General features: G+C 37.2%; 22 protein-coding genes. 18 read left to right on the top strand and 4 right to left on the bottom strand.

Annotated elements, in window-relative coordinates:
* Window position 1: 1 nt before the first annotated feature.
* From NGC85_RS08790 to NGC85_RS08775, 4 genes are all read left to right on the top strand, one after another.
* Window positions 2-1021 carry an AraC family transcriptional regulator gene (locus tag NGC85_RS08790; RefSeq protein WP_254730321.1) on the top strand — a complete coding sequence of 340 codons (1020 nt, stop codon included), beginning with the start codon at window positions 2-4 and terminating at the stop codon, window positions 1019-1021.
* A 118-nt stretch (window positions 1022-1139) separates the two neighbouring features.
* Window positions 1140-2285, top strand: a complete 1146-nt coding sequence (gene zapE, locus NGC85_RS08785) for a cell division protein ZapE (protein ID WP_005053854.1) — start codon at window positions 1140-1142, stop codon at window positions 2283-2285.
* A 283-nt stretch (window positions 2286-2568) separates the two neighbouring features.
* On the top strand, window positions 2569-4731 hold the full coding sequence (locus NGC85_RS08780; RefSeq protein WP_254730318.1) for a malate synthase G: 2163 nt from the start codon (window positions 2569-2571) through the stop codon (window positions 4729-4731).
* Between the two features lie 171 nt (window positions 4732-4902).
* Complete coding sequence (locus tag NGC85_RS08775) at window positions 4903-5523, top strand: 2OG-Fe(II) oxygenase (protein ID WP_254730316.1); 621 nt, start codon at window positions 4903-4905, stop codon at window positions 5521-5523.
* Between the two features lie 92 nt (window positions 5524-5615).
* On the opposite strand, the gene glnG is transcribed toward NGC85_RS08775, so the two are convergent.
* Together glnG and glnL are read right to left on the bottom strand one after the other, a co-directional pair.
* Window positions 5616-7115, bottom strand: coding sequence for a nitrogen regulation protein NR(I) (glnG, locus tag NGC85_RS08770; protein WP_254730313.1), 1500 nt, complete (start codon window positions 7113-7115; stop codon window positions 5616-5618).
* Entirely contained in the window at window positions 7102-8211 is a 1110-nt protein-coding gene (gene glnL / locus NGC85_RS08765) for a nitrogen regulation protein NR(II) (RefSeq protein WP_005058859.1), read from the bottom strand. Before glnL ends, glnG begins: the two co-directional genes overlap by 14 nt.
* A gap of 329 nt (window positions 8212-8540) precedes the next feature.
* On the opposite strand from glnL, the gene rimO reads away from it, so the two are divergent.
* The 12 genes from rimO (at window position 8541) to lpxA (ending at window position 20876) form a co-directional block, all read left to right on the top strand.
* A complete protein-coding gene (rimO, locus tag NGC85_RS08760; RefSeq protein ID WP_254730310.1) occupies window positions 8541-9884 on the top strand; it encodes a 30S ribosomal protein S12 methylthiotransferase RimO in 1344 nt (447 codons plus the stop codon).
* A 51-nt stretch (window positions 9885-9935) separates the two neighbouring features.
* Entirely contained in the window at window positions 9936-10664 is a 729-nt protein-coding gene (pyrH, locus tag NGC85_RS08755; RefSeq protein ID WP_005053870.1) for a UMP kinase, read from the top strand.
* A gap of 76 nt (window positions 10665-10740) precedes the next feature.
* Window positions 10741-11295 carry a ribosome recycling factor gene (gene frr / locus NGC85_RS08750; protein ID WP_005053871.1) on the top strand — a complete coding sequence of 185 codons (555 nt, stop codon included), beginning with the start codon at window positions 10741-10743 and terminating at the stop codon, window positions 11293-11295.
* A gap of 7 nt (window positions 11296-11302) precedes the next feature.
* Window positions 11303-12052: a polyprenyl diphosphate synthase gene (gene uppS / locus NGC85_RS08745; RefSeq protein ID WP_254730307.1), complete on the top strand. Its 750-nt coding sequence runs from the start codon at window positions 11303-11305 to the stop codon at window positions 12050-12052.
* 2 nt (window positions 12053-12054) lie between these two features.
* The gene (locus NGC85_RS08740) at window positions 12055-12879 is read left to right on the top strand and encodes a phosphatidate cytidylyltransferase (RefSeq protein ID WP_254730303.1); all 825 of its coding nucleotides are present in this window, start codon (window positions 12055-12057) and stop codon (window positions 12877-12879) included.
* A complete protein-coding gene (ispC, locus tag NGC85_RS08735; protein ID WP_254730300.1) occupies window positions 12880-14076 on the top strand; it encodes a 1-deoxy-D-xylulose-5-phosphate reductoisomerase in 1197 nt (398 codons plus the stop codon).
* 4 nt (window positions 14077-14080) lie between these two features.
* The gene (rseP, locus tag NGC85_RS08730; RefSeq protein ID WP_254730297.1) at window positions 14081-15436 is read left to right on the top strand and encodes an RIP metalloprotease RseP; all 1356 of its coding nucleotides are present in this window, start codon (window positions 14081-14083) and stop codon (window positions 15434-15436) included.
* A gap of 33 nt (window positions 15437-15469) precedes the next feature.
* A complete protein-coding gene (gene bamA / locus NGC85_RS08725; RefSeq protein ID WP_254730294.1) occupies window positions 15470-17983 on the top strand; it encodes an outer membrane protein assembly factor BamA in 2514 nt (837 codons plus the stop codon).
* Window positions 17984-18024: 41 nt separating this feature from the next.
* The gene (locus tag NGC85_RS08720) at window positions 18025-18525 is read left to right on the top strand and encodes an OmpH family outer membrane protein (protein WP_005053887.1); all 501 of its coding nucleotides are present in this window, start codon (window positions 18025-18027) and stop codon (window positions 18523-18525) included.
* Between the two features lie 3 nt (window positions 18526-18528).
* Window positions 18529-19599: a UDP-3-O-(3-hydroxymyristoyl)glucosamine N-acyltransferase gene (gene lpxD / locus NGC85_RS08715; protein ID WP_254730291.1), complete on the top strand. Its 1071-nt coding sequence runs from the start codon at window positions 18529-18531 to the stop codon at window positions 19597-19599.
* 6 nt (window positions 19600-19605) lie between these two features.
* Entirely contained in the window at window positions 19606-20091 is a 486-nt protein-coding gene (gene fabZ / locus NGC85_RS08710) for a 3-hydroxyacyl-ACP dehydratase FabZ (protein ID WP_005053892.1), read from the top strand.
* Window positions 20088-20876 carry an acyl-ACP--UDP-N-acetylglucosamine O-acyltransferase gene (gene lpxA, locus NGC85_RS08705; RefSeq protein WP_005058879.1) on the top strand — a complete coding sequence of 263 codons (789 nt, stop codon included), beginning with the start codon at window positions 20088-20090 and terminating at the stop codon, window positions 20874-20876. The genes fabZ and lpxA overlap by 4 nt, the downstream gene beginning before the upstream one ends.
* 44 nt (window positions 20877-20920) lie before the next feature.
* On the opposite strand, the gene NGC85_RS08700 is transcribed toward lpxA, so the two are convergent.
* Window positions 20921-21853, bottom strand: coding sequence for an AraC family transcriptional regulator (locus tag NGC85_RS08700; RefSeq protein WP_254730288.1), 933 nt, complete (start codon window positions 21851-21853; stop codon window positions 20921-20923).
* Between the two features lie 190 nt (window positions 21854-22043).
* On the opposite strand from NGC85_RS08700, the gene NGC85_RS08695 reads away from it, so the two are divergent.
* Window positions 22044-23276, top strand: a complete 1233-nt coding sequence (locus NGC85_RS08695) for an alkane 1-monooxygenase (protein WP_254730285.1) — start codon at window positions 22044-22046, stop codon at window positions 23274-23276.
* A 177-nt stretch (window positions 23277-23453) separates the two neighbouring features.
* Window positions 23454-24806, top strand: coding sequence for a glutathione-disulfide reductase (gene gorA / locus NGC85_RS08690; RefSeq protein ID WP_254730283.1), 1353 nt, complete (start codon window positions 23454-23456; stop codon window positions 24804-24806).
* A gap of 86 nt (window positions 24807-24892) precedes the next feature.
* On the opposite strand, the gene NGC85_RS08685 is transcribed toward gorA, so the two are convergent.
* Window positions 24893-26092, bottom strand: a complete 1200-nt coding sequence (locus NGC85_RS08685; RefSeq protein ID WP_254730280.1) for an acyl-CoA dehydrogenase family protein — start codon at window positions 26090-26092, stop codon at window positions 24893-24895.
* Window position 26093: the final 1 nt, after the last annotated feature.

The following is a 26093-nucleotide window of genomic DNA, read 5'->3' as shown; positions in this document are numbered from 1 at the left end:
TATGAAGAGATCTATCCTCGGATTGATGTATTTGATTCAAGGCATGCGTCATGTCGGTATTGATGTGGACGAGCGTTTGATAAATATGGGAATTCATGCCGATGCTTTAGATCCAAGCTCAATCATTCCTGATCAAATAGAATGGGATATTCTTCAGCATATTAGTCAAGACATATCATCTGAACAAGGATTATTTATAGGACAACATTATGCTCTAGCAGGATATGGTCCTTTTTTAATGTTATTAGTTACCAGTAAAAATTTAAATACTGCTTTATTAAATGGAGTTCAATTTCAGAAGCTTACACATTTATTTGGATCATTAGAACTAAATGTTCAGCAAGATTTTATTCATTTATTATATCAACCAATTGATTTAGATACTCACGTAGGGCAGTTTCGAGCACAATGTGAAATATCGGGCACGTATAAATTTTTACAAGATATTTTTAAAATGATGGGTTTAGATATTCCCAGTATTCAAATTGAATTACCTTTTAAAAAACCCAAAGATTCAGAATTGCTTTTTGCCTACCAAGATTACTATGGGGTAGATGTAAAGTTTGGATGTCATCAAGCGGCATTTATTTTAGAAAACACTCAAATTCTTGATATGAAAATTCCATCCGCAGATGCATTGACCTATCGTATCTATGAAGAAAAATGCCTAGAGGATATCAAACGTTTTGAGAAGAGCGCTGATTTTAAATCTACCGTTGTTGAATATGTAGAAGATTATCTAGAAATGCAAAAAGGTGTCATTCCAACGATGTCTGAAACAGCATGTGCATTAAATATTCCTGAACGGACTTTAAGACATCAATTGCAGCAAATGCAGACCAGCTATAAAGAAATTCGTGAAAGATTGATCAAGCAAAAAGCAATAAAGTTTATTGAAAATAGTTCATATTCAATAGAGCAAGTTGCCGAAATGTTGGGCTATTCTGAACCTGCGGCATTTAATCATGCATTTAAACGGTGGTTTGGTCGTAGTCCAAGACAATATAATAGAAAAATGTAAATGCTTAAAAATGGTACATTATGATGTTTAAACTCTATGATAATTAAGCCTAAAATCTAATGTCTTTGAACTCAATGTTCGATATAATTTTCACCAATTAAAATTGTAATAACACCTTATGTCAAATACTAAGCCAGACTCTCATAGCACTTCGTATATTCCAACTTCACCTGCTGAGCGTTATGCACAAGCGATTGAGTCAGGACAATTCATGCCAGATGAGGCGCAAGCTCAGGCAGTGCAAGAGTTAGATCGAGTATGGAAAGAGTTACTTACTCGTTATAAAGCCTCTAAGAAAGCATTTAGACGTTTTCGTCGTCAAACCTATCCAAAAGGCGTATACATGTGGGGTGGTGTTGGGCGTGGTAAGACATGGCTCATGGATCAATTCTATGAATCAGTGCCATTTAGACGTAAAACTCGTATGCATTTTCATCATTTTATGCAACATGTGCATAAAGAATTAAATAAATTATCTGGGCAGCGTAATCCACTTGATTCTGTTGCAGATCAAATTTATAAAAATGCGGTAGTGATTTGCTTTGATGAATTTTTTGTATCGAATGTAACTGATGCAATGATTTTAAGTGATTTATTCCAAAAATTGTTTGAACGTGGTGTTACCTTGATTGCAACATCAAATATTGCGCCAGAAGGTTTATATAAGAATGGTATTCACCGTGATCGTTTTATGCCAACGATCCAACTCGTACAAAAAAATTGTACTGTTTTAAATGTGGATGCAGGTGTTGATTATCGTTTACGTGTATTGAAGCAAGCACAACTATTCAAGCATCCATTAACGAATGATGCGCAAGCATGGATGACTGAGCGCTTTCAAGCATTAACGCATACACAAGCTCTATCTAATACACCTATCATGATTAATAATCGTGTGGTTGAGACTTTAGGTCACACTGAGGATGTGTTGTGGTGTGAATTTTCAGAATTATGTTTTAAACCACGTAGCCCAGCCGATTTTATTGAGATTGCCAATATCTATAATACGGTTTTGGTAAGTAATGTTCCTCATTTAACAGACTTTTTATCTGAAGGAACTAGACGCTTTATTTATCTAGTCGATGAATTTTATGATCGTGGTGTAAAGTTGATTCTAACTTCTGAAGACTCAATTATTGATTTGTACAAAGGCGACAAACTGGCTTTTGAAATTGAACGAACACGTTCACGTTTGTTGGAAATGCAATCCGATGATTACTTGCATTCAGAGCATCGACAAATTCATGGTGCACAAACAACATAATTAAAAAAGGCATTCTTCGGAATGCCTTTTTTTATATTTTCGTATGAATAAGGCTTTATTCTTGATTGAATTTTGCTATAACTAAGTTGGTTTGAAAAAAGAAGTATATCGCATAACTAGAAAGTAAATGACTCATTGTTTGATTCTACAAATTAATGTGTTTGTCAATACGTCTTATTGGGAAAATGCTTACTATTTAGGAATGTGATATTACTATTCAGGCTAGTATAAATCAGTATACTAGGATTCTTGTTATAAAAAGTTAGCACCATCAGGAAAGACAATGACTGTACGTATTCAAAAAGGCAAGCTAGCGATTGCTAAAGAACTTTATGATTTCATCGAAAATGAAGCTTTACCAGGATCTGGTTTAGATAGTGAAACTTACTGGAAAAACTTCGAGCAAGTCGTTGTCGATCTAAGCCCAAAGAACAAAGCATTATTGGCTAAGCGTGATGATCTACAAGCAAAGATTGATGAATGGCATCGCAATAATAAGTTTGAATTAAATGCTTATAAAGCGTTCTTAACTGAAATTGGTTATTTAGTTCCAGAAGTTGCTGATTTCGACGTAACAACTGAAAACGTTGATGAAGAAATTGCTTTATTGGCAGGTCCACAATTGGTTGTACCTGTACGTAATGCGCGTTATTGCTTAAACGCTGCAAATGCGCGTTGGGGTTCATTATATGATGCACTCTATGGTACAGACGTAATCTCTGAAGAAAATGGTGCGGAAAAGGGTAAAGGTTATAACCCTGTTCGTGGCGATAAAGTGATTGCATTCGCTAAAGATTTCTTAAATCAAACTTTTCCATTAGCAAATGGTTCTCATGCTGATGCAACCAAATATGCTATTGTATCTAATGGATTGGTTGTAACGTTAAAAGATGGTTCTACAACATCTTTAGCGCATGAATCACAATTTGTTGGTTTCAATGGTGAGGCTGCAAATCCAACCGAAATCGTATTATTAAATAATGGCTTACACGTTATTATTGATATCGATGCCAATAGCCCAATCGGTAAGACTGATGCGGCTGGCGTTAAGGATTTAACACTTGAAGCTGCAATCACAACAATTCAGGATTTAGAAGATTCTGTAGCTGCTGTTGATGCAGAAGAAAAGGTTGAAGGATACCGTAACTGGTTAGGTTTAATGAAAGGTGACTTGCAAGAGTCTATCGAGAAGAATGGTAAAACCGTTACTCGTGCATTAAACAAAGACCGTACTGTTCAAAACTTGATTGGTGGCACTACAACTTTGCATGGCCGCTCACTTATGCTTCTTCGTAACGTAGGTCATTTGATGACAAATCCTGCGATCCTTGTTGAAGGTGAAGAAGTTTTTGAAGGTATTATGGATGCATTGGTAACTCCATTACTTTCTATTGCAGATATTCGTGGTGAAAATGAAAACCACAACTCTCGTAAAGGTTCAATGTATATCGTTAAACCGAAAATGCATGGCCCAGAAGAAGTTGCATTTGCTGTTGAGTTGTTTGAGCGTGCAGAACAAGCGATTGGCTTACCAGCTAAAACGCTTAAAATCGGTATTATGGATGAAGAGCGCCGTACTTCTGTGAATTTGAAGAACTGTATTGCTGCTGCAAAAGACCGTACTATCTTTATTAATACAGGCTTCATGGATCGTACTGGTGACGAGATCCATACCTCTATGGAAGCTGCGCCAGTTGTTCGTAAAGAAGCAGTTAAGACTCAGAAATGGATTGCTGCATACGAAAACCGTAACGTTGCAATTGGTTTGGCGTGTGGTTTACAAGGTAAAGCGCAAATTGGTAAGGGTATGTGGCCTAAGCCAGATAGCATGAAAGATATGTTGAGCACCAAAACAGCACATCCAAATGCGGGTGCATCTTGTGCATGGGTTCCTTCACCAACAGGTGCTGTTCTACATGCTTTGCATTATCATCAGATCAATGTTAAAGCACGTCAAGACGAGTTGGCTTCTGAAGATATGTTGACTTTAGATGACTTATTAACGCCTCCGTTTGCTCCAGAAACAAACTGGACTGCTGAAGAGTTAAACAACGAACTTGAAAATAACTGTCAAGGTATCTTGGGTTATGTTGTTCGTTGGGTTGATTTAGGTGTTGGTTGTTCTAAAGTTCCAGATATTAACAACGTTGGTTTAATGGAAGATCGTGCAACATTACGTATCTCTTCTCAACATGTAGCAAACTGGTTACGTCATGGTATTGTTACTAAAGACCAAGTTGAAGAAGTATTGAAGCGTATGGCTGTGATTGTTGATCAGCAAAACGCGAATGATCCACTTTATACACCAATGGCACCGAACTTTGATGGTATTGCTTTCCAAGCAGCTTCTGACTTGATCTTCAAAGGTGCTGAGCAACCATCTGGTTATACAGAGCCATTGTTACATGCTGCTCGTTTAAAATTAAAAGGTTACACAGGTGACTAAGCTCATCTAAATAGGAAAAGTCTCTTCGGAGGCTTTTTCTATTTTAATTCACTGATATTTGATAATTTAATAACCTTTGAGTTAAAAATCTGTATATAAACACTTAATGAACTAAAAATTAAATTTTTGCTATAATCCCACCTAATTTGATCATTTAGTCGAATCATAACGATGTCACATATTTTAAAATTAGATGCTTTGAAACAAGCACAAGTTTCTACTTCACCATATCCATATTTTGTTTTGGAAGATTCAATTGTTGATAGTGAAGTGAATGCTGTTATTCAGGATTTTCCAAAAATTGAACAGGGCGGAAGTTACAATATCGAAGATGTTGAGATTAAGCCTAATTTTGATCGTTTTCTAAAATCATTAGATACCAAGGAATTCCGTCAAATTTTGACTGATAAATTTGATGTGGATGTTATGGAACATCCCATGATGATCACTTTGCGTGGTTATTCGCGTCAAAAAGATGGTCGTATTCACTCAGACTCAAAAACTAAACTTCTTACAGTTCTAATCTATTTAAATGAATCTTGGGATGCTCCGACAGGTCGTCTGCGTATTTTAAATGATGAAAAGAACATGGAAGATTATGTTGAGGAAATCAATGCAGGTCCGGGTACATTAGTTGCTTTTAAAGTCACTGATAATGGTTGGCATGGTTATGTGCCGTATGAGGGGCAACGTCAATCGATTCAAATTAACTTCTTAACTAGTGATAAAGCCAACGCTAAACATCGTTTTGTACATGGTTTAAGTGCGAAGCTGAAAAAGTTGTTTGGTTAAAACTTATAAGTTTATTGAATTAAGAATTTGTATAATTAAATAGAAGATATAAAAAAGCGAGTAATCAATTACTCGCTTTTTTATTTAGCTAATTACTGAGCTGAACGAACCTCTTCTTCCTCGTCATCATCTGCTGAGTCCATACCAAGCTCTTTTAGTTTACGGGTTAAAGTATTTCGACCCCAGCCTAAAAGTTCTGCTGCATGACGTTTACGCCCACGTGTTTGTTGTAAGGCGGCAATAATGAGTGTGCGTTCAAACATTGGCGTGGCGATATCTAAGATTTTCATTTCACCATTTTTTAATTTTTGAACAGCCCATTGACCTAGCAACTCATCCCAATGATGGACTGCAACGCGTTCTACTAAAGCTGGGTTTGATGTAGCTTGAGTTGCTTGCTCATTGCTTGATTTATGAATTGAGACCTGTTTTAACTCGGCAGGAAGATCTTCTGGATAGACTTCACGTCCAGTGATCATCACGGTAAGCCATCTACATGTATTCTCTAGTTGGCGAACATTACCTGGCCAAGGAAGTTGTTGCATGTAGTCAGTCGTTTCTGTACGCAAAATTTTAGGACTAACACCTAACTCTTTACCTGCACGAGCTAAGAAGTGTTGCGCCAGCATCGGAATATCTTCACTACGATGTGCAAGTTTTGGAATATGAATACGAATGACATTTAAGCGATGATATAAGTCTTCGCGGAAACGTCCATCATTCACCAACTTTTCCAAATCTTGATGGGTAGCAGCAACAATACGTACATCAACCTTCACAGGCACATGTCCGCCAACACGATAAAATTCGCCATCTGCTAAGACGCGAAGTAAACGAGTTTGCGTTTCAAAAGGCATATCACCAATTTCATCTAGGAATAACGTACCGCCATTGGCTTGTTCAAAACGACCTTGATGTTGGGTGTTCGCACCCGTAAATGCTCCTTTTTCATGTCCAAACAACTCAGTTTCAATTAAGTCTTTTGGAATTGCTGCCATGTTTAATGCAATAAAAGGTTTGGCACGACGCGGTGAATGTTTGTGTAAAGCATGTGCAACCAGTTCTTTACCCGTTCCTGATTCACCATTAATCAGTACTGTAATGTGTGATTGGGATAATCGACCTATTGCACGGAATACTTCCTGCATAGCAGGTGATTCACCAATAATTTCAGTTGACTGTAGTGGGACTGCTGCTTTGGTAGCTTCTTGCTGTTGTAATTTATTAAGATGCAAAATGGCACGATTGACAAGTGCTAATGCTTCATCAATATCAAAAGGCTTTGGTAAATACTCAAATGCACCTGTTTGATAACTCGATACTGCGGATTCTAAGTCAGAGTGAGCAGTCATAATAATGACAGGAAGATCTGGATGAGTATTTTTTACTTTTGATAAAAAAGTTAAACCATCAATCCCTGGCATACGTATGTCAGTTAAAATAACGTCAGGAGCATCATCGTGTAAGCGTTCAAGGGCAGTTTGTGCCTCTTCAAAGTTGGTAACGTCAAAACCTTCTTCTTTAAAGGTTTTTTCGAGTACCCAACGCATGGCACGATCGTCATCTATTACCCAAATTTTATTTCGTGACATGGTTTAACTCCCAAGGTAGATATAAACTAAAAATGGTTTTTCCTGGAACGGATTGACACTCGATCATTCCGTTATGTTGATGCATTATGTTTTGTGCGATGCTTAATCCGAGGCCTGTTCCTTTCGCTCTGCCTGTAACCAAAGGATAGAATACTGACTCTAAGATGCTTTCTGGAACGCCCGGACCATTATCCTCAATATCAATTCGGACTGTTGAGCGATTGAGAACACCATTAATTGTGACTAAGCGTTGGATGCGTGTTCTTAAAACTAATTCTGGCTCGGAGTCTACAAAAAATTCTTTATTTTCAGTCATCGCTTGTACAGCGTTGACACTAATATTGAGCATCACTTGAATGAGTTGATCACGATCAGCCATCACGTCTGGTAGAGATAAATCATAATCACGTGTGATTTTAATTTTCTTTTTGGTTTGATTGACAATTAATGAGCGAACACGTTCAAGTGGCTCGTGCACGTTGACTAGTTCATAACTCGGTAGTTGTCTGGAACCCAACATCGTATCTGCTAAATTAGTTAAACGATCTACTTCACTAATAATAATGTCAGTAAATTCACTATAACTTTCGTCATTTAGGCTTCTCGCTAATAGTTGAGTAGCGCCACGAATTCCCGCTAATGGATTTTTAATTTCATGTGCAACGCCACGAACTAATTGACGTGCGACTTGATGTTGTTGAACTAAATTCTCTTCTTTAGAAATTTTCAACATTCGATCAATTGGATTGAGTTCTATCAAGAGTAATGGGTGATAGCTCTTTCCGGCATTCAGTTGTGAAACGGTATAATCAACATGAATAGGTTTAAAGTTGACGTTAATCACCGCTTCACGACGAGTGTAGTGCTGACCAGTCTCAAGAGTATTTTGTAATGCATCATAAGTATTAAATGAATCATCATGAGCATGTAGTAAGTTTATGACTGGCTGACCTGATGCGCGTAGTAAGCTAATATCAAATAAAGCTTCGCAAGCTGAATTTAAATAAAAAATATTAAGTTTACTATCGACCAATAAAATGGCAGTTGTCAGATTATCTACTAAAAGTCGATAGTCGATAGTGTGTTGTTGATCCATTTGTGAATCGTCCTGTTTTAAAATGGCGCAATAAAAATCAATTTAAATAAATAGCCATTAACTTCTAAGATTTTACTAAATGCAAAATATGAGCCAACTTTGTATTGGCTAAATTTCAACAACTTATAAAAGAAGTATTCTATTTATGCTGTATTTTTCACATAGATTGAGTGTTTTGAATATTTTATTATGTTCTAAAATAGTGCGTTGTTGGAATTTATTTAAATTTTTGGTTGTATTTTGGTGCATTACACAAAGAGATGTCATTGCAGCTATGCGGAAGCAAAGAAAAGTCATACAATACGCCGATTAAAGTGGAGCGCAGATTCATGAAGACCCCCAAAGTCGGTTTTGTATCTTTAGGTTGTCCTAAGGCATTGGTAGATTCTGAAAGAATTTTAACTCAGTTAAAGACTGAAGGTTATCAAGTTGCATCAGATTATGATGGTGCTGATCTGGTTGTTGTTAATACCTGTGGTTTTATTGAATCTGCGGTACAAGAGTCTTTAGATGCTATTGGCGAAGCCATGAGCGAAAATGGTCGAGTGATCGTCACTGGCTGTTTAGGTAAAGATGAAGATAAAATTCGTCAAATGCATCCTAATGTTCTAAAAGTAACAGGTGCGGCAGCGTATCAAGATGTAATGGAAGCAGTGCATGAATATGTACCAGCTCCGCCAAAGCATAACCCATTTATTGACTTAGTACCTGAGCAAGGTGTTCGTTTAACACCAAAGCATTACGCTTATTTAAAGATATCGGAAGGATGCAACCACCGTTGTACGTTCTGTATTATTCCTAGCATGCGTGGTGATCTTGTTTCTCGTCCTGTCGGAAAAGTCTTGGATGAAGCAGCAGCGTTAAAACGCGCTGGTGTAAAAGAAATTTTAGTGATTTCTCAAGATACTTCTGCTTATGGCGTGGATACGAAGTACAAGCTAGATTTTTGGAATGGTCAGCCTGTTAAAACAAAATTCTATGATATGTGTGAAGCTCTAGGGCAATTAGGTATTTGGGTGCGTTTGCATTATGTATACCCATATCCGCACGTTGATGCAGCAATTGATTTGATGGCTCAAGGTAAAATTCTACCGTATTTAGATATTCCTTTTCAGCACGCCAGTCCACGCATCTTAAAATTGATGAAACGACCAGCTCATAGTGAAAATACATTAGAACGCCTTAAATTATGGCGTGAAAAATGCCCTGATTTGGTGATTCGCTCAACATTCGTTGTTGGTTTTCCGGGTGAAACGGAAGAGGATTTCCAAATTTTATTAGATTGGCTCAAAGAAGCTCAGCTTGATCGCGTAGGTTGCTTTACTTATTCACCTGTTGAAGGTGCGACAGCAAATGATCTCCCTGATCATGTGCCAGAAGAAATTAAGCAAGATCGCTATGAGCGCTTTATGGAAGTGCAGCAAGCGATTTCAGCTGCAAAATTACAAAAGCGTATCGGTCAAACGATGACAGTATTGGTTGATAACTTGGAAGAAGAATTCCCAGTTGCTGTAGCACGTTCATATGCAGATGCACCAGAAATTGATGGTAACGTTTTCGTTGAAGATATTGATAAAAGTGTGATTAAAGCAGGTGATTTACTTGAAGTCGAAATTACTGATGCAGATGAATATGATTTGTTTGCAAAGTTAATTCAAATTAAATCTGCTTGATATTGTATGAAATATTAAAAAATTTTGAGATTGGTCGTTTTGGAGTAAAGCATGTCAGCTTCTAAGAATCCGCGTTATTCACGTATTTTGCTCAAGCTTTCTGGTGAAGCTTTAGCAGGCAATAAAGATATGGGTATTGATGCCCAAGTGTTAGATCAAATGTCGCTGTCAATTGCTCATTTGGTTGGTTTGGGCGTGCAAGTCGGAATTGTTGTTGGTGGTGGTAATTTATACCGTGGTAGCCAATTGCAAAAAGATGGTTTGGTTGGTCGAGTGACTGGCGATCAAATGGGAATGCTGGCAACAGTTATGAACGGTTTGGCTATGCGTGATGCTTTAGTTCGCCGTAATATTAAAACACGACTAATGTCTGCGCTTCAAATTGGAACAGTTGTAGAGTCTTATTCGAGTCGTGATGCAATTCGCCATCTAAGCCAAGGTGAAGTGTGTGTATTTGTCGCTGGAACGGGTAATCCTTTCTTTACAACAGATACAGCTGCTTGCTTACGTGGTATTGAGATTGAAGCAAACTTAATCTTAAAAGCAACGAAAGTAGATGGCGTATACAATAAAGATCCAAGTAAATATGACGATGCAGTTAAATACGATAATTTAACTTTCGATCAAGTATTGGATGAGAAACTTGGCGTTATGGATCTTACAGCAATTTGTTTATGCCGTGATCATAATGTGCCTTTACAAGTTTTTGATATGAACAAATCTGGTGCATTACTTTCTGTCGTAATGGGCGAAAAAGAGGGTACTCACGTTACGAATTAATGTACGTGAGCCTTAAAGCTCTTTATACTAATGTTTAATATTTTGTAATACCTAATGAATAAGTAAGGAAGATCATATGATTAACGATCTTAAAAAAGACGCAGAAGACCGTATGAACAAGTCACTTGACTCGTTAGAGAATGGTTTTGCCAAAGTTCGTACTGGACGTGCTCACCCATCAATTTTAAATGGCGTGATGGTTCCTTACTATGGTTCTGATGTTCCACTTAACCAAGTTGCTAACGTAGGTCTTGAAGATTCACGTACCTTGCTTGTGCAACCATTTGAGCGTTCAATGGTTTCTGCAATTGATAAAGCGATTCGTGAAGCTGGTTTAGGATTGAATCCGATTACGGCTGACGCAATTCGTGTACCAATGGCAGCATTGACAGAGGAAACTCGTCGCGATATGCAGAAAGTTGCACGTACTGAAGCAGAAAATGCAAAAGTAGCGATTCGGAACATTCGTCGTGATGTGTTGGGTGATATCAAATCACTGTTGAAAGAAAAAGAAATTTCTGAAGATGATGATCGTCGCGCTTCAGATGATATTCAAAAAATTACTGATAAATTCGTTGCTGAAGTAGAGAAGCGTCTTGCAGCAAAAGAAGCAGAATTGATGAAGGTCTGATTTAACTATGACCTTGCAAGAAGAATCACTTCTTCCTCAACATGTTGCCATCATCATGGATGGCAACAATCGTTTCGCTAAAAAAAAGCAAATGCAAAAAGGTGATGGGCATCGTGAAGGCAAAAATGTCTTGGATCCTATCGTTGAACATTGTAAAAAAGTAGGTGTGCGTGCACTCACTGTTTTTGCTTTTTCTAGCGAAAACTGGAATAGACCACAATATGAAGTAGATTTGTTAATGAAATTGTTGGAAGAAACAATTCATGAGCAATTGCCTCGTATGGAAAAGTTCAATATCGCTCTTCGTTTTATTGGCGATCGTTCTCGTTTATCTGATCCATTACGTGAGTTGATGAGTGATGCTGAGAAAAAAACAGCATCGTATGATTCAATGACATTAACAATTGCGATTAGTTATGGCGGAATGTGGGATATGGCTTATGCCGCTAAACGGATTGCAGAAGATGCGCTGTTGGGTAAGCTAAAAATAGATCAGATAAACGTTGATTTATTTGATAATTATGTCAGTCTGAGTGATTTACCCGCAGTCGATTTGTTGATTCGTACTGGCGGTGATTATCGTTTGTCAAATTTCTTATTATGGCAAGCGGCGTATGCTGAATTATATTTTACTGAAACTTTATGGCCTGAGTTTACTGTAGAAGAACTTGATCATGCATTTTGTGTTTTTTCGGGGCGTGAAAGGCGTTTTGGTAAAACGACTGAACAGATTCAACAAGCTAAAATAGAGAATTAATAATGTTAGAGCGGATTATTACCGCATTGGTGTTAGTTGCAGTTGTTTTAAGTTGCATGTTCGCAACGCAATCACATTATCCAATGTTTATACTGATGATTTTAGCTGCTGGGGTTGCTGGTTATGAGTGGTTTAAACTCATGCCACGAAATGAAACTGTTGTTTCTAAACCAAAAGCTTGGATTTATGGTGGTTGTGTAGCATTAGTATCGACACTGGCATTATTTTTCGATGATGTAGCATTATTGCTTTGGGCTGCATCAATACTAACTTGGTTAGGTAGTATTTATTGGGTTAAAAGCTTTCCTGAGTCAGATAATTGGTACAACGTATCTTTATACGCTATCGGATTTATTTTAATCTCGGCTGCTGTTACTGCAATTTATGCTGTATGGCATAGTTCACCTTGGTGGCTCATGTATTTGTTCCTTTTGGTTTGGGGAGCAGATAGTGGTGCTTACTTTGTGGGACGTAAGTTTGGCAATCGAAAACTTGCTCCAACTGTTAGCCCAAATAAATCTGTAGAAGGTTTATATGGAGGTATTGCGACAACAATAATTATTATGTTTGTTGTTCAATATTTCTATCTGAGTTTAACTGTTTTACAGCTTATTTTATTTCTAATACTTTCTTTAATAACAGTTTTTGCGTCAGTACTTGGTGATTTGTTTGAATCTATGATTAAACGCCGTGCAGGCATTAAAGATTCTGGTCGTGTTTTACCTGGTCATGGCGGTGTATTAGATCGTATTGATTCGTTACTCGCGGCTGCACCAATTTTTGCTGCAGGTATGTATATATTAAAACTTATTGGTGTAGATCTTTAAATGACCCAAGCTGTAAGTATATTAGGTGCTACTGGTTCAATTGGACAAAGTACTTTAAAAGTCTTGGAACAGCATCCTGATCAATATTCTGTGTTTGCTGTTTCTGCTTATAGTCGTTTAGACGAACTTTTGTTTATATGTAAAAAATTCCATCCTAAAATTGTTGTTGTACCAAAAGAAAAAGCTTCGGAACTTCATCAATTATTTAAAAATGAAAATTTAAATCAAATTGAAATTCTGACAGATGAATCTGGCCTCATTACAATAGCTGAGCATGCTGATGTCGATATCGTCATGGCGGCAATCGTCGGTGCGGCAGGTCTTTTGCCTACTTTAGCTGCTGTAAAAGCAGGTAAGCGTGTTTTGCTTGCCAATAAAGAATCACTGGTAATGTCTGGTGACATCATGATGCAAGCCGCACGTGATCATAAGGCGTTATTATTACCTGTTGATTCAGAACATAATGCAATTTTTCAGTCATTACCTCACAATTATTTAAGCGCTGAAAGAACTGGTCAGCCGCAATTAGGTGTTTCGCGGATATTACTGACAGCTTCAGGTGGGCCATTTCTTAATCATACATTAGAACAATTAAGTGAAGTGACACCACAGCAAGCATGTAAACATCCTAATTGGTCTATGGGGCAAAAAATTTCTGTCGATTCTGCGACTTTGATGAATAAAGGTCTTGAATTGATCGAAGCGTGTCATTTGTTTTCAATATCAGAACATTTTGTTACAGTTGTTGTTCATCCACAAAGTATTATTCATTCAATGGTGCAATATGTGGATGGATCAACTTTGGCGCAAATGGGTAACCCTGATATGTGTACGCCAATCGCACATGCTTTAGCATGGCCTGAACGATTGTCAACGCACGTTCCGGCCTTAAATTTATTTGAAACTGCTCAGCTGAATTTTCAGTCTCCAGATAATATTAAATTTCCTGCATTAAATTTGGCACGCCAAGCTATGCGTGTGGGTGGTTTAGCACCAACCATTTTAAATGCGGCAAATGAAATTGCGGTTGACGCTTTTCTGAAACAAAGAATCAAATTTACCCAGATTACTCAAGTTGTCGAGAACACTTTGCAGTTAATACAAAATGCAAAAGCAGAAAGCATAGACATCATTTTACATACTGATATGATCGCTAGAAGAGTTGCGGAAAAGTATATAGCGGATATTGGAGGCTAATCGTATGAATGCACTTTTTATGATTGCAGCAGCGATTTTGTTGCTAGGTCCACTAATCGCAATTCATGAGTTTGGTCACTATTGGGTTGCTCGTAAACTGGGTGTCAAAGTTTTAGTTTATTCCATTGGTTTTGGACCAACATTGTTGAAATGGCAATCTAAAAAATCTGGAATCCAATATCAGTTGTCAGCTCTTCCATTAGGCGGATACGTCAAAATGCTTGATGAGCGTGAGGGAAATGTATCTGAAGAAGATTTGCCTTATGCGTTCAATCGTCAATCACCTTGGAAGCGGATTGCGATTGTGGCTGCTGGACCATTAATTAATTTAATCTTTGCGGTATTTCTGTTTTGGATTTTATTTTTACCCGCTCAAGAGCAATTGAATACTCGTATTGGTAAAATTTTGCCAAATACAGCAGCGGCTCAAGTTGATTTAAAAGTTAATGACAAAATTTTAATGGTTGATGGGCAATCAACACCGACTTGGGAAAAATTGAATTACACACTTGTAAATCGTGTAGGTGAAACTGGTGTAGTTTCAATTGTTGTAGATCGCTCAGGCAGTGAAAAACAATTTAATTTACCTATTAAAGACTTCTTAAAAGATCAAAGTGAATCTCCACTCGACGCTTTAGGTTTTTTACCTTATAGACCTGTTATTCCAGCAATCATTAAAGAGTTAAGCGCAGATGGTGCTGCAATTCGCCAAGGAATGAAAGTCGGTGACCGAATTGTTGCAATCAATAATGTCCCAATGAAAGATTGGTTTGATGTGGTTGATGTTGTACAGAAATCACCTGAAAAACTCTTGAATATTGATGTTTTGCGTCAAGGTCAAGTTGTGCACCTGCAAGTTATGCCACAAGGTCAGCGTGATAATATGGGCAATACCACAGGTATGCTCGGTGTCAAAAGTGATGCAGGTAAAATTACGATTCCTGACGAATACAAACAAACAATTCAATATTCACCGATTGAAGCTTTAGGTGTGGCTTTAGATAAAACCACTCAATTATCAGGAATGATTTTTAATTCAATCATTAAGATGGTTCGTGGTTTAATTGGATTAGATAACTTATCTGGTCCAATAACGATTGCAAAAGTTGCTGGTCAGAGTGCTGAAATGGGGTGGCAGACTTTTATTTCATTTATGGCATTAATGAGTGTTAGCTTGGGAATATTAAATTTATTACCTATTCCGATGCTTGATGGTGGACATCTAGTTTATTACTTTATCGAAGCAATTCGTGGTAAACCTGTTTCTGAACAAATACAGATATTTGGTCTTAAAGTTGGTATGTTACTGCTCGGTAGCATGATGCTTTTAGCTTTATTTAACGACTTCATGCGTTTATAAAACGCGAATGGAATTTAACTTACTGGAAAATATATGGGCATGCGTCACACACATTTATTAATGCCTTTGGCACTGGTTAGTGCGATGGCAGTGGTACAACAAGCATACGCAGCAGATGAGTTTCTTGCACGAGATATACGAATTGATGGCCTTGTGCGTTTAACACCTGCAAGTATCTATTCGATGTTACCAATAAATAGTGGTGATCGTGTTAGTGATCCAATGATTGCAGAGGCAATACGTACATTGTATGCGTCTGGTTTATTTGACGATATCAAAGCTTTTAAAGAAAACGATATATTAGTTTTCAAAGTTATTGAACGTCCGATCATTTCCAAACTTGAATTCAAAGGGAATAAACTTATCCCTAAAGAAGCCTTAGAACAAGGCTTAAAAAAAATGGGTATTGCTGAAGGTGAAGTTTTCAAAAAGTCTGCATTGCAAATTATTGAAACTGAATTGGAACAACAATATACGCAACAAGGTCGTTATGATGCCGATGTGACAGTTGAAACTGTAGCTCGACCAAATAACCGCGTTGAATTAAAGTTAAACTTTAATGAAGGTACTGCCGCTAAAGTATTTGATATTAATATTATTGGTAATACAGTATTTAGTGATAGTGATATTAAGCAAGCATTTGCAGTAAAAGAGAGCGGTTGGGCATCAATAGTTACGCGTAATGACCGTTATGCGCGCGAAAAAATGGCTGCAAGCTTAGAGGCTTTACGTGCTTTATACCTAAATAAAGGTTATATCAATTTCAATATTATTAATTCACAGCTAAATATCAGTGAAGATAAAAAGAATATTTTCATCGAGGTTTCTGTTGATGAAGGTAGCCAATTTAAATTTGGTGATACAAAATTCCTTGGTGATGCACTTTATAAGCCTGAAGAATTACAAGCTTTAAAGTTATATAAAGATGGTGAAACGTATTCACAAGAAAAAGTAAATGCAGTCAAGCAATTGCTACTTCGTAAATATGGTAATGCGGGTTATTACTATGCAGAAGTGAATGTTGTACCTGAAATTAATAATCAAACAGGTATTGTTAACCTAAATTATTATATTAATCCTGGTCAACAAGTCACAGTTCGTCGTATTAACTTTACTGGTAATAGCAAGACTGCTGATGAAGTATTACGTCGTGAAATGCGTCAGATGGAAGGTGCTTTAGCGAGCAACGAAAAAATTGACCTTTCAAAAGTACGTTTAGAACGCACAGGTTTCTTTAAAACGGTCGATGTAAAACCAGTTCGTGTACCAAACTCACCTGACCAAGTTGATTTAAATGTAAATGTTGAAGAACAACATTCAGGTACAACAACACTTGCTGTGGGTTATTCTCAAAATGGTGGTATTACCTTCCAAGCTGGTTTGAGTCAAACCAACTTTATGGGAACAGGTAATCGAGTTTCAGTGGATTTATCGCGTTCGGAAACTCAAGATTATTATAATCTTAGTGTGACCGACCCATATTTCACGATTGATGGTGTGAGCCGTGGCTATAATGTTTATTACCGTAAAACTAAATTAAATGAAGATTACAACGTCAATAACTATGTCACAGACAGCGTCGGTGGTAGTTTAAGTTTTGGTTATCCAATTGATGAAAATCAAAGTTTAAGCGCTTCATTGGGTGTAGATCAAACTAAAGTAAGAACTGGACCAAGTGTTTCGACTTATATTCGCGATTATTTGTTAGCAAATGGCGGTAAAGCAACAGGTTCTAGTACTTATTGTCCACCTGAAAATTGGGATAAAGATGATGATAATAATTATACAGGAAAGTGTAAGCCTGGTGGGGAAAGGGTTTACGATAGTGCTTTTGAAGGTACATTCCTTACATATAATTTAAATCTTGGTTGGTCGTATAACACATTAAATAGGCCTATTTTTCCAACATCTGGTATGTCACATCGCGTTGGTCTAGAGATTGGTTTACCTGGTAGTGATGTTGATTATCAAAAAATGACTTATGATGCTCAAGCATTTAAATCATTACCTATGGGTTTTGTACTTAGAGGCTATGGTAAGTTAGGTTATGGTAATGATCTACCTTTCTATAAAAATTTCTATGCGGGCGGCTATGGTTCAGTTCGTGGTTACGATAACAGTTCTTTAGGTCCAAAATATCCAAGTGTGATTTTCCAAAAAACAGATCAAAATGATCCAGACCCTGAAGAGGTTGGTGGAAATGCTTTAGTGCAGTTTGGAACAGAGTTAGCGTTACCGTTACCGTTTAAAGGTGATTGGACACGCCAAGTTCGTCCGGTATTATTTGCTGAAGGTGCACAAGTCTTTGATACTCAGTGTGATGTGCCTAATGGAAATGTAATGATCAATGGTAGCAATATTGATATGAAACAATATTGCAAAGACAACAATAAGTTTGATTTTGGTAATATGCGTTATAGCGTAGGTGTTGGTTTCACTTGGATCACTATGATCGGTCCACTTTCACTGAGCTATGCTTACCCGTTAAATGATAAACCGGGCGATGATACTAAATCGATCCAATTTGAAATCGGTCGTACTTTCTAAGTACGGCTTTTCCAAATATTCAATATATAAAGGATGAAATAATGAAAACGCTGACATTTTTGATGCTAAGTTTAGGTTTAACGGTAACTTCTCTTGCAAATGCTGCTGGCATGGCAGTTGTAGACTTAGCAAAAGTTGTTGAAAGTAGCACTTATCTAAAACAACAAAATGCAAGTTTAGGTCAATCTGTGAAACCTACCTCTACGCGATTAGAGCAATTAGGTAAAGAGCTAGAGACTCTGCAACAAAGAGCCCAGACTGAAGGGCCGAAAATGAATCAGGCTGATATTCAAAAAATGACAGCGCAATACCAAGCCAAGTTAAATGAATTTAATTCTACTCAGCAAGGTTTACAAACTAAGGTTCAATCTAGCTTACAAGCTATGAACACAACTTTTGAAAATCGTGTGAAGCAAGCTGCTGAACAATTACGTAAAGAAAACAATCTTGATTTTATTTTAAATAAAAATTCTACCATTGCATCTGACGCTCAGTATGATTTAACTGATAAAATGATTCAAAAGGTTAATGCAATGAAATAATCAATGAATAGACGTAGTTATCGTTTAGAAGAAATTGCTCACCTTGTAAAAGGTGAGCTTTTTGGTGAAAAAGCACTTCAGGTTTGTAATTTAGCAAGTCTAGAGAATGCTCAGCATGATCACATCTGTTTTGTGAATAGTGACAAATATTTAACACAAGCAGAATTAAGTCACGCTGGGGCTTATATTGTAACTTCGGCTCTAAAACAACAACTTTCTACAAAGCAAAATTTTATTGTTGTTGATAATCCTTATTTGGCATTTGCTACTTTAACGCATCTATTCGAAAAAAAGATTTCTCAGCGAGGAATTGAAAGTACTGCCCAAATACATCCTTCTGCAATTATCGCTGACGATGCTTATATCGGTCATTATGTTGTAATTGGTGAGAATTGTGTCATCGGTAATAATACAATTATTCAGCCTCATGCATTTATAGATGATGATGTGGAAGTAGGTAAAGATTGTTTTATTGATGCGCATGTGACCATTACCGGCGCTGCTAAACTAAAAGATCGGGTTCGTATCCACGCTAATACCGTGATTGGGACCGAGGGTTTTGGTTTTGCACCTTACCAAAGCAAGTGGCATCGTATTGCTCAATTGGGGTCAGTTCGTATTGGAAATGATGTTCGTATCGGTTCAAATTGTAGTATTGATCGCGGTGCATTAGATGATACGATTTTGGCAGATGGCGTCATTATTGATAACCTTGTGCAAATTGCTCACAATGTTCAAATTGGAGAGAACACCGCAATTGCCGCAAATTGCGGAATTGCAGGAAGTGCAAAAATTGGCAAAAACTGTATCATGGGCGGTGCGTCAGGGGTGGTTGGACACCTTGAAATTACTGATAACGTGACACTTACAGCAATGTCAATGGTCACAAAAAATATTTCTGAGTCTGGAACGTATTCTTCTGGCATGGGGTTGTTTGAAAATAGTCATTGGAAAAAGACAATTGTTCGCCTAAGACAATTAGCAGATGTGCCATTGACCCAAATTAGTAAAAGGCTTGATCATATGCAAGCTCAATTAGAGTCCCTTGAATCAACCTTGAAGTTACGTAAATAATTTATTATGACTGAGTCTACCTTACCAGCATTTACAATGCCTGAATTACCAATGGATATTCAAACTATTCGTGAATATTTACCTCATCGCTATCCTTTTTTATTGGTAGATCGTGTTACAGAGGTAACGGAAAATAGTATCGTTGGCTATAAAAACGTATCAATCAATGAAGAGTTTTTACAAGGGCATTTTCCAACTTATCCAATTATGCCTGGCGTACTCATTATTGAAGCCTTAGCACAAGTTTCTGGTATTTTAGGATTTGTTCTAACAAATCAAAAGCCTAAAGCTGGTTCATTGTTCTTATTTGCAGGTGCGGAAAAAATTAGATTTAAGAAACAGGTTGTTGCAGGTGACCAGCTTATCTTAAAATCTGAACTTGTTATGCAAAAACGCGGCATTTACAAGTACAATTGTACTGCCAGTGTTGACGGTAAAATTGCAGCAACGGCTGAGATTATTATTTCCCACCAAAAAATTGAGCAGACATGAGTAGCCAAAATCTAATACATTCCACAGCAATTATTGACCCATCTGCAGAAATTGCATCTGACGTTCAAATTGGACCTTATTGTATTATTGGGCCAAATGTCAGTATAGAATCTGGGACAAAATTACGCTCGCATGTAGTGATTGGTGGCTTTACAAAAATTGGTAAAAATAATGATATTTTCCAGTTCTCAAGTATTGGAGAAATCTGTCAGGATTTAAAATATCAAGGCGAAGAAACATGGTTAGAAATAGGGGATAACAACTCTATTCGCGAGCATTGTACTTTACATAGAGGTACTGTTCAGGATCATGCATTAACAAAAATTGGTAGCCATAACTTATTCATGGTGAATACGCATATTGCACATGATTGTGATATTGGAAATCATAATATTTTTGCGAATAATGTCGGTGTTGCTGGGCACGTGCGTGTAGGTGATCATGTCATTGTAGGTGGAAATGCCGGTATTCATCAATTTTGTAGAATTGATTCTTACAGTATGATTGGTGGAGCATCTTTAATTCTTAAAGATGTACCAGCTTACATCATGGCATCAGGCAACCCAGCACATGCTTATGGTATGAATATTGAAGGCATGCGTCGTAAAGGATGGTCTCGAGATACTATCCAAGGTTTAAGAGAAGCTTATAAACTAATTTATAAAGCAGGCCTTACGTCTGAGCAGGCTATTGAACAAATCCAAAATGAAATTTTAGTCAAAACGCCTGAAGCACAATTATTTATTGATTCGTTAGAACAATCAACTCGTGGAATTGTGCGTTAATTCATTCGTGAATAAAAAAAGACACTCAGGTGTCTTTTTTATTTTTAGTTTTCTACTTGGATATAATTTTGGCGATATTGTTTAGGTGAGAATTCAAAGGTTCTTTTAAATGCTTGGCTAAAAGCAGTTTCTGATGAATATCCAACTTTATTGGCGACTTGCTGTACTGAATAATTACTTTTACGTAGATATTGGCTTGCTAGACGCATACGATGTTGTTGTAGGTAGGCTAAAGGCGATTCACCAATCACTTCATGAAATAGGCTTGCAAACTTAGAACGGGACATACAACATTGTTCAGCTAAAGATTCAACTGTCCAAGCTTCATCAGGGTGATTGTGAATTGCTGCTAGGCTATTGCTAAGTTCAGGATGATTGAGAGCACTGAGCCAGCCATGTTGGGTAGAGATTTGTTGAATATGATCACGTATACATTTAATCAATAAGATATTCACTAGATGATCAATAATGATATCTCGTCCTGCTTGAATATTTTGCGTTTCTAAAGCAAGAAAATGTAAGCCGATCTGTAACCACTCTGGTGCATTGGTATCGCCATGTTGAAGGTGAATGAGCGGTGGTAAAGCTTGAATAAACGGCTTTGCCATAATGGTATCAATCTGACAACGAACAGTCAGAATCAGGTTTTTCTCGGATGAGTTTGTACCAAACTCTATAGCATCTTCTTTATGCCCATCGAATAATTTTGATATATCAACTGCATCTACAAGTTTAGTGATCGTATTATCCGCACCTGTATGCGCTTTTCCAGAAGGAATAACGACGATTTCACCAGCATGTGCTGTTAAACTATTTTGTGCGTCAAGTTCAATAAAAACAGAACCAACAAGAATGATATGGACGATGAGTGCTGATTGATCTTGGCAAAAAAAACTCCATTCTCCCTGAGTTTTCAAATAGATATATTCACTACGATTTAAATGTATATCTGCAAATATTTTACTTAGAGCATCCATATGATTTTAAAACTACATAATTATTTTAAATTATAGAGAGCTATCACAATAACTCAATATGTGTTTATAGGACAAAAACATGCGTGAATATGCCAAAGACTCTAACATAGGTTTTTTGGACGCTTGCAACTGTCATAGAAATCATAATAACTCAAAATAAGCATATATATACAAAGACATGGATTAGATGATGAATGCGCCAGTAAATGTTGAGCACGAACTTACGCCAGTAAGCATTTCAAAATCAAAAACTGAGTTGGATCGTAAGCGCTATCTATGGGCGATTAGCCCAGCTTTACCTGCAATTGGAATTGGAATTTTGGCAGGTTATCAATTTGCACCACGTCCGTTGAAAAAATTATTCGCTTTAGGTGGACCAATTGTACTTCATATTGTCATTCCTACAATTGATACGATTATTGGTAAGGATGCAAACAATCCAACAGATGAAGATATTAAACTACTTGAAAAAGACCCTTATTACTCTAAGTTAGTCAAAAGTTTTATTCCAATACAATATGCTGCAAATGTGTATGCATGTTATTTAACAAGTCGTAAAGAAACATCTTTCATTGATAAAATTTTGTTAGGTATTTCGATGGGTGCGATTAATGGTATCGCTATCAATACTGCTCATGAGTTAAGTCACAAACATGATCGTATTGATCATATATTATCGCATTTAGCCTTAGTACCAACGGGTTACAACCATTTCCGTGTAGAGCACCCTTATGGTCATCATAAGCGTGCAGCAACACCTGAAGATCCAGCATCTTCACAAATGGGTGAAACTTTTTATGAGTTTTGGCCACGTACCGTGATTGGTTCTTTTAAATCAGCAATAGAGATTGAAACCAATCGTTTAAAACGTAAAGGTAAAGAGTTTTGGTCAACTGAGAATGAGCTTCTACAAGGTTGGGGCATGAGTGCAGCTTTTCATGGTTCAATGGTTGGCATATTTGGTAAAGGTGTGATTCCATATTTAGCGACACAAGCATTTTATGGCATTAGTTTATTTGAAGTGATTAACTATATTGAGCACTATGGTTTAAAACGTCAAAAAGACAAAAATGGTAAATATGAGCGTACAATGCCAGAGCATAGCTGGAACAATAATAATATTGTGACTAACTTATTCTTGTATCAATTACAACGTCATTCTGACCATCATGCTTATCCAACGCGCCCATTCCAAGCTTTACGTCACTTTGATGAAGCACCTGAATTACCTAGTGGTTATGCAAGTATGTTACTTCCTGCATTAATTCCACCATTATGGTCAAAGATGATGGATAAGCGCGTATTTGATCATTACAAAGGTGATTTAAATAAAGCGAATATTTATCCAAAACGTCGTGCCAAAATCTTTAAAAAGTTTGGTGTAGTTGATAAATCTTTACAACAAGATGCTGTTGAATCTTAATGAACTAAGTTTTCCAAATTGCTCCCAAAAGCATAAGCACTGATGAGTTATCATCGGTGCTTTTTTATTTTCTTGTATTAAATAATTAAAAAAACAGAGTTTTGACATTTGCTTGCTGTATATCTATTTATTATCTAGAACCAAAAATAGTCTTCTAACTGATATGCCGAGACAAGTATGACAAAACATTATGACTATATTGCGATTGGCGGTGGTAGTGGCGGAATTGCATCAGTAAATCGTGCAGCAATGTACGGTATGAAATGTGCTTTGATTGAAAAGGGTGAAATTGGTGGAACTTGCGTTAATGTGGGTTGTGTACCAAAAAAAGTGATGTGGTATGCCGCACATATAGCTGAATCAATTCAAAAGTACGGTCCTGACTATGGTTTTAATAGCAAACTTGAATCTTTTGATTGGCAGATATTGATAAAAAATAGACAAGCTTATATTGAACGGATTCATCAATCCTATCAAAATAGCCTAAGCAATAATAAAGTCGATCTTATTCTTGGAGCAGCTAGTTTTATAGATCAGAATACTATTGAGGTAAATGGAGAAATAATCTCAGCAGATCATATATTGATAGCAACTGGGACACAGCCCTCATTACCTGATGTTGAAGGGGTAGAACATGGCATTGATTCGAATGGTTTTTTTGAATTAGAAGCTTTACCGAAAAGAACAGCAGTTATTGGTTCTGGCTATATTGCGGTTGAACTGGCAGGTGTATTGAATGCTTTAGGTTCACAAGTAGGATTATTTATTCGTAAGAATTTACCTGTACGTCGTTTTGATTCTTTTTTGAGTGAAACTTTGGTAGAGGTGATGCGAACAGATGGTATTGAAATACATACGCAAGCTGTGCCGAAGAAAGTCACAAAAAATGAAGATGGTACTATTGAACTGTATTTAGAGAATGGTGAAAAGCATACAGTAGATTGTCTAATTTGGGCGACAGGTCGAGAGCCGAATACTGCTCATTTAAATTTAGATAAAGCCAATGTTCAGTTGGATGAACGAGGTTATATCCAAGTGGATAAGTTTCAGAATACATCACAGACAGGAATTTATGCAGTAGGTGACATTACTGGAAAAATGGAGCTTACGCCTGTCGCTGTAGCAGCAGGACGCAGATTATCTGAAAGATTATTTAATAATAAACCGAATGAGTATTTGGATTACGAAAATATCCCAACAGTTGTATTTAGCCATCCGCCAATTGGAACAGTAGGCATCACAGAAAAAGAAGCGGTTGAAGAATATGGTCAGGAAGCTGTGAAAGTTTATAATTCATCTTTTACTGCTATGTATAGTGCGATTACTCAACATCGTCAACCGACTAAAATGAAGCTGGTTTGTGTCGGTAAAGATGAAAAGATTGTAGGTATTCATGGGATTGGATTTGGGATGGATGAAATTTTACAAGGTTTTGCTGTTGCTTTAAAAATGGGTGCAACTAAGAAAGACTTTGATAATACTGTTGCGATTCATCCAACTTCTGCTGAAGAGTTTGTGACGATGAGATAGGGTTTGCTTTATCCGAAGTTGATTTTGAGTAAAGGACGTTATTGCAACGTCCTTTAGGATTTATTTTGGCCTTTAGAGTAACAGAATTATTTCAATTCACTCGAAGATTTACCTAATTCACGACGCGCAATGATCAATTGCTGAATCTGTTGTGTACCTTCAAAAATATCAAGAATTTTTGAATCACGAGCCCATTTTTCTAGTAACTCATCCTCTCCATAGCCAACACTTGCAGCAAGTTCCACACATTTAAGTGTGATTTCATTACCGACACGTCCAGCTTTAGCTTTCGCAATCGAAGCTTCCTTAGAGTTTGGCTTTTTATTATCAGCCATCCATGTTGCTTTAATCATAAGTAGACGGGCAGCTTCCCATTCGGCTTCCATACGATAGATTTGGGCAGCTAAATTCGATGTTTGCAAATATGGGGTTTTGTAGTCTGGATCAAGTTGATCTTTGAATATTTCTTTAATGCGTTCTAATGATGCTTTAGCACATCCGACAGCCATTGCAGCAACAAGAGGACGTGTATTATCAAAAGTTTCCATTACACCAGCAAAACCTTTAGCTACATCAATTTCAGGATTACCTAATAAATTAGCTGCTGGTACACGACAGTCAATAAAACTAATGACTGCTGTATCAGATGCTTTGATCCCAAGTTTATGTTCAAGGCGTTCTACTTTCATTCCTGGTGTACCTTTAGGCACAACGAAGGATTTAATAGCAGCACGGCCAAGCTTTTTGTCCAAAGTTGCCCAAACTACAACTGAATCAGCACGCTCACCAGAGGTTACGAATATTTTTTCGCCATTAAGGATATAATCATCGCCATCTTTAGTTGCAGTTGTTCTTATTGACGCAGAGTCTGAACCGCAACCTGGCTCAGTTATTGCCATCGCAGCCCAAGTTCCTTTAAATCGTTCAAGTTGCTCATCATTTGCAACAGCCGCGATTGCAGAGTTGCCTAAACCTTGACGTGGCATACTCAATAATAAACCCGTATCGCCATAGCACATTTCGATAATACCTAATGCAGCAGACATGTTGCCACCATTCACAACAGCATCAGGATTAGCAGTTCCGCGCTTACTCGCATTGGCAGCACCAACACCTTCACCACTTTCATTCATACCATCAAGCAAAGCAGCAAGCATATCGAGTTCTTTAGGGTATGCGTGCTCAGCTTTATCATATTTGCGAGATATTGGACGTAATACATTCAAGGCTGTCTCATGTGCTTGATCAATCAGCATTTGAAATTTTTTAGGATTTTGTAAGTTCATT

Origin of the sequence: Acinetobacter sp. Z1, assembly GCF_024296945.1 — a bacterium.
Lineage (GTDB): Bacteria > Pseudomonadota > Gammaproteobacteria > Pseudomonadales > Moraxellaceae > Acinetobacter > Acinetobacter beijerinckii.
This window is presented reverse-complemented; position numbering and strand designations above follow the sequence as displayed.

What these genes read in the sequence shown, in the direction of transcription:
- rseP (WP_254730297.1), top strand. Translation starts at nt 14,081, where the DNA reads ATGAATGCACTTTTTATGATTGCAGCAGCGATTTTGTTGCTAGGTCCA.
- NGC85_RS08720 (WP_005053887.1), top strand. Translation starts at nt 18,025, where the DNA reads ATGAAAACGCTGACATTTTTGATGCTAAGTTTAGGTTTAACGGTAACT.
- uppS (WP_254730307.1), top strand. Translation starts at nt 11,303, where the DNA reads ATGACCTTGCAAGAAGAATCACTTCTTCCTCAACATGTTGCCATCATC.
- gorA (WP_254730283.1), top strand. Translation starts at nt 23,454, where the DNA reads ATGACAAAACATTATGACTATATTGCGATTGGCGGTGGTAGTGGCGGA.
- glnG (WP_254730313.1), bottom strand. Translation starts at nt 7,115, where the DNA reads ATGTCACGAAATAAAATTTGGGTAATAGATGACGATCGTGCCATGCGT.
- NGC85_RS08790 (WP_254730321.1), top strand. Translation starts at nt 2, where the DNA reads ATGAAGAGATCTATCCTCGGATTGATGTATTTGATTCAAGGCATGCGT.
- lpxD (WP_254730291.1), top strand. Translation starts at nt 18,529, where the DNA reads ATGAATAGACGTAGTTATCGTTTAGAAGAAATTGCTCACCTTGTAAAA.
- NGC85_RS08685 (WP_254730280.1), bottom strand. Translation starts at nt 26,092, where the DNA reads ATGAACTTACAAAATCCTAAAAAATTTCAAATGCTGATTGATCAAGCA.
- zapE (WP_005053854.1), top strand. Translation starts at nt 1,140, where the DNA reads ATGTCAAATACTAAGCCAGACTCTCATAGCACTTCGTATATTCCAACT.
- NGC85_RS08695 (WP_254730285.1), top strand. Translation starts at nt 22,044, where the DNA reads ATGAATGCGCCAGTAAATGTTGAGCACGAACTTACGCCAGTAAGCATT.
- NGC85_RS08740 (WP_254730303.1), top strand. Translation starts at nt 12,055, where the DNA reads ATGTTAGAGCGGATTATTACCGCATTGGTGTTAGTTGCAGTTGTTTTA.
- lpxA (WP_005058879.1), top strand. Translation starts at nt 20,088, where the DNA reads ATGAGTAGCCAAAATCTAATACATTCCACAGCAATTATTGACCCATCT.
- NGC85_RS08700 (WP_254730288.1), bottom strand. Translation starts at nt 21,853, where the DNA reads ATGGATGCTCTAAGTAAAATATTTGCAGATATACATTTAAATCGTAGT.
- NGC85_RS08775 (WP_254730316.1), top strand. Translation starts at nt 4,903, where the DNA reads ATGTCACATATTTTAAAATTAGATGCTTTGAAACAAGCACAAGTTTCT.
- NGC85_RS08780 (WP_254730318.1), top strand. Translation starts at nt 2,569, where the DNA reads ATGACTGTACGTATTCAAAAAGGCAAGCTAGCGATTGCTAAAGAACTT.
- fabZ (WP_005053892.1), top strand. Translation starts at nt 19,606, where the DNA reads ATGACTGAGTCTACCTTACCAGCATTTACAATGCCTGAATTACCAATG.
- frr (WP_005053871.1), top strand. Translation starts at nt 10,741, where the DNA reads ATGATTAACGATCTTAAAAAAGACGCAGAAGACCGTATGAACAAGTCA.
- pyrH (WP_005053870.1), top strand. Translation starts at nt 9,936, where the DNA reads ATGTCAGCTTCTAAGAATCCGCGTTATTCACGTATTTTGCTCAAGCTT.
- rimO (WP_254730310.1), top strand. Translation starts at nt 8,541, where the DNA reads ATGAAGACCCCCAAAGTCGGTTTTGTATCTTTAGGTTGTCCTAAGGCA.
- ispC (WP_254730300.1), top strand. Translation starts at nt 12,880, where the DNA reads ATGACCCAAGCTGTAAGTATATTAGGTGCTACTGGTTCAATTGGACAA.
- glnL (WP_005058859.1), bottom strand. Translation starts at nt 8,211, where the DNA reads ATGGATCAACAACACACTATCGACTATCGACTTTTAGTAGATAATCTG.
- bamA (WP_254730294.1), top strand. Translation starts at nt 15,470, where the DNA reads ATGGGCATGCGTCACACACATTTATTAATGCCTTTGGCACTGGTTAGT.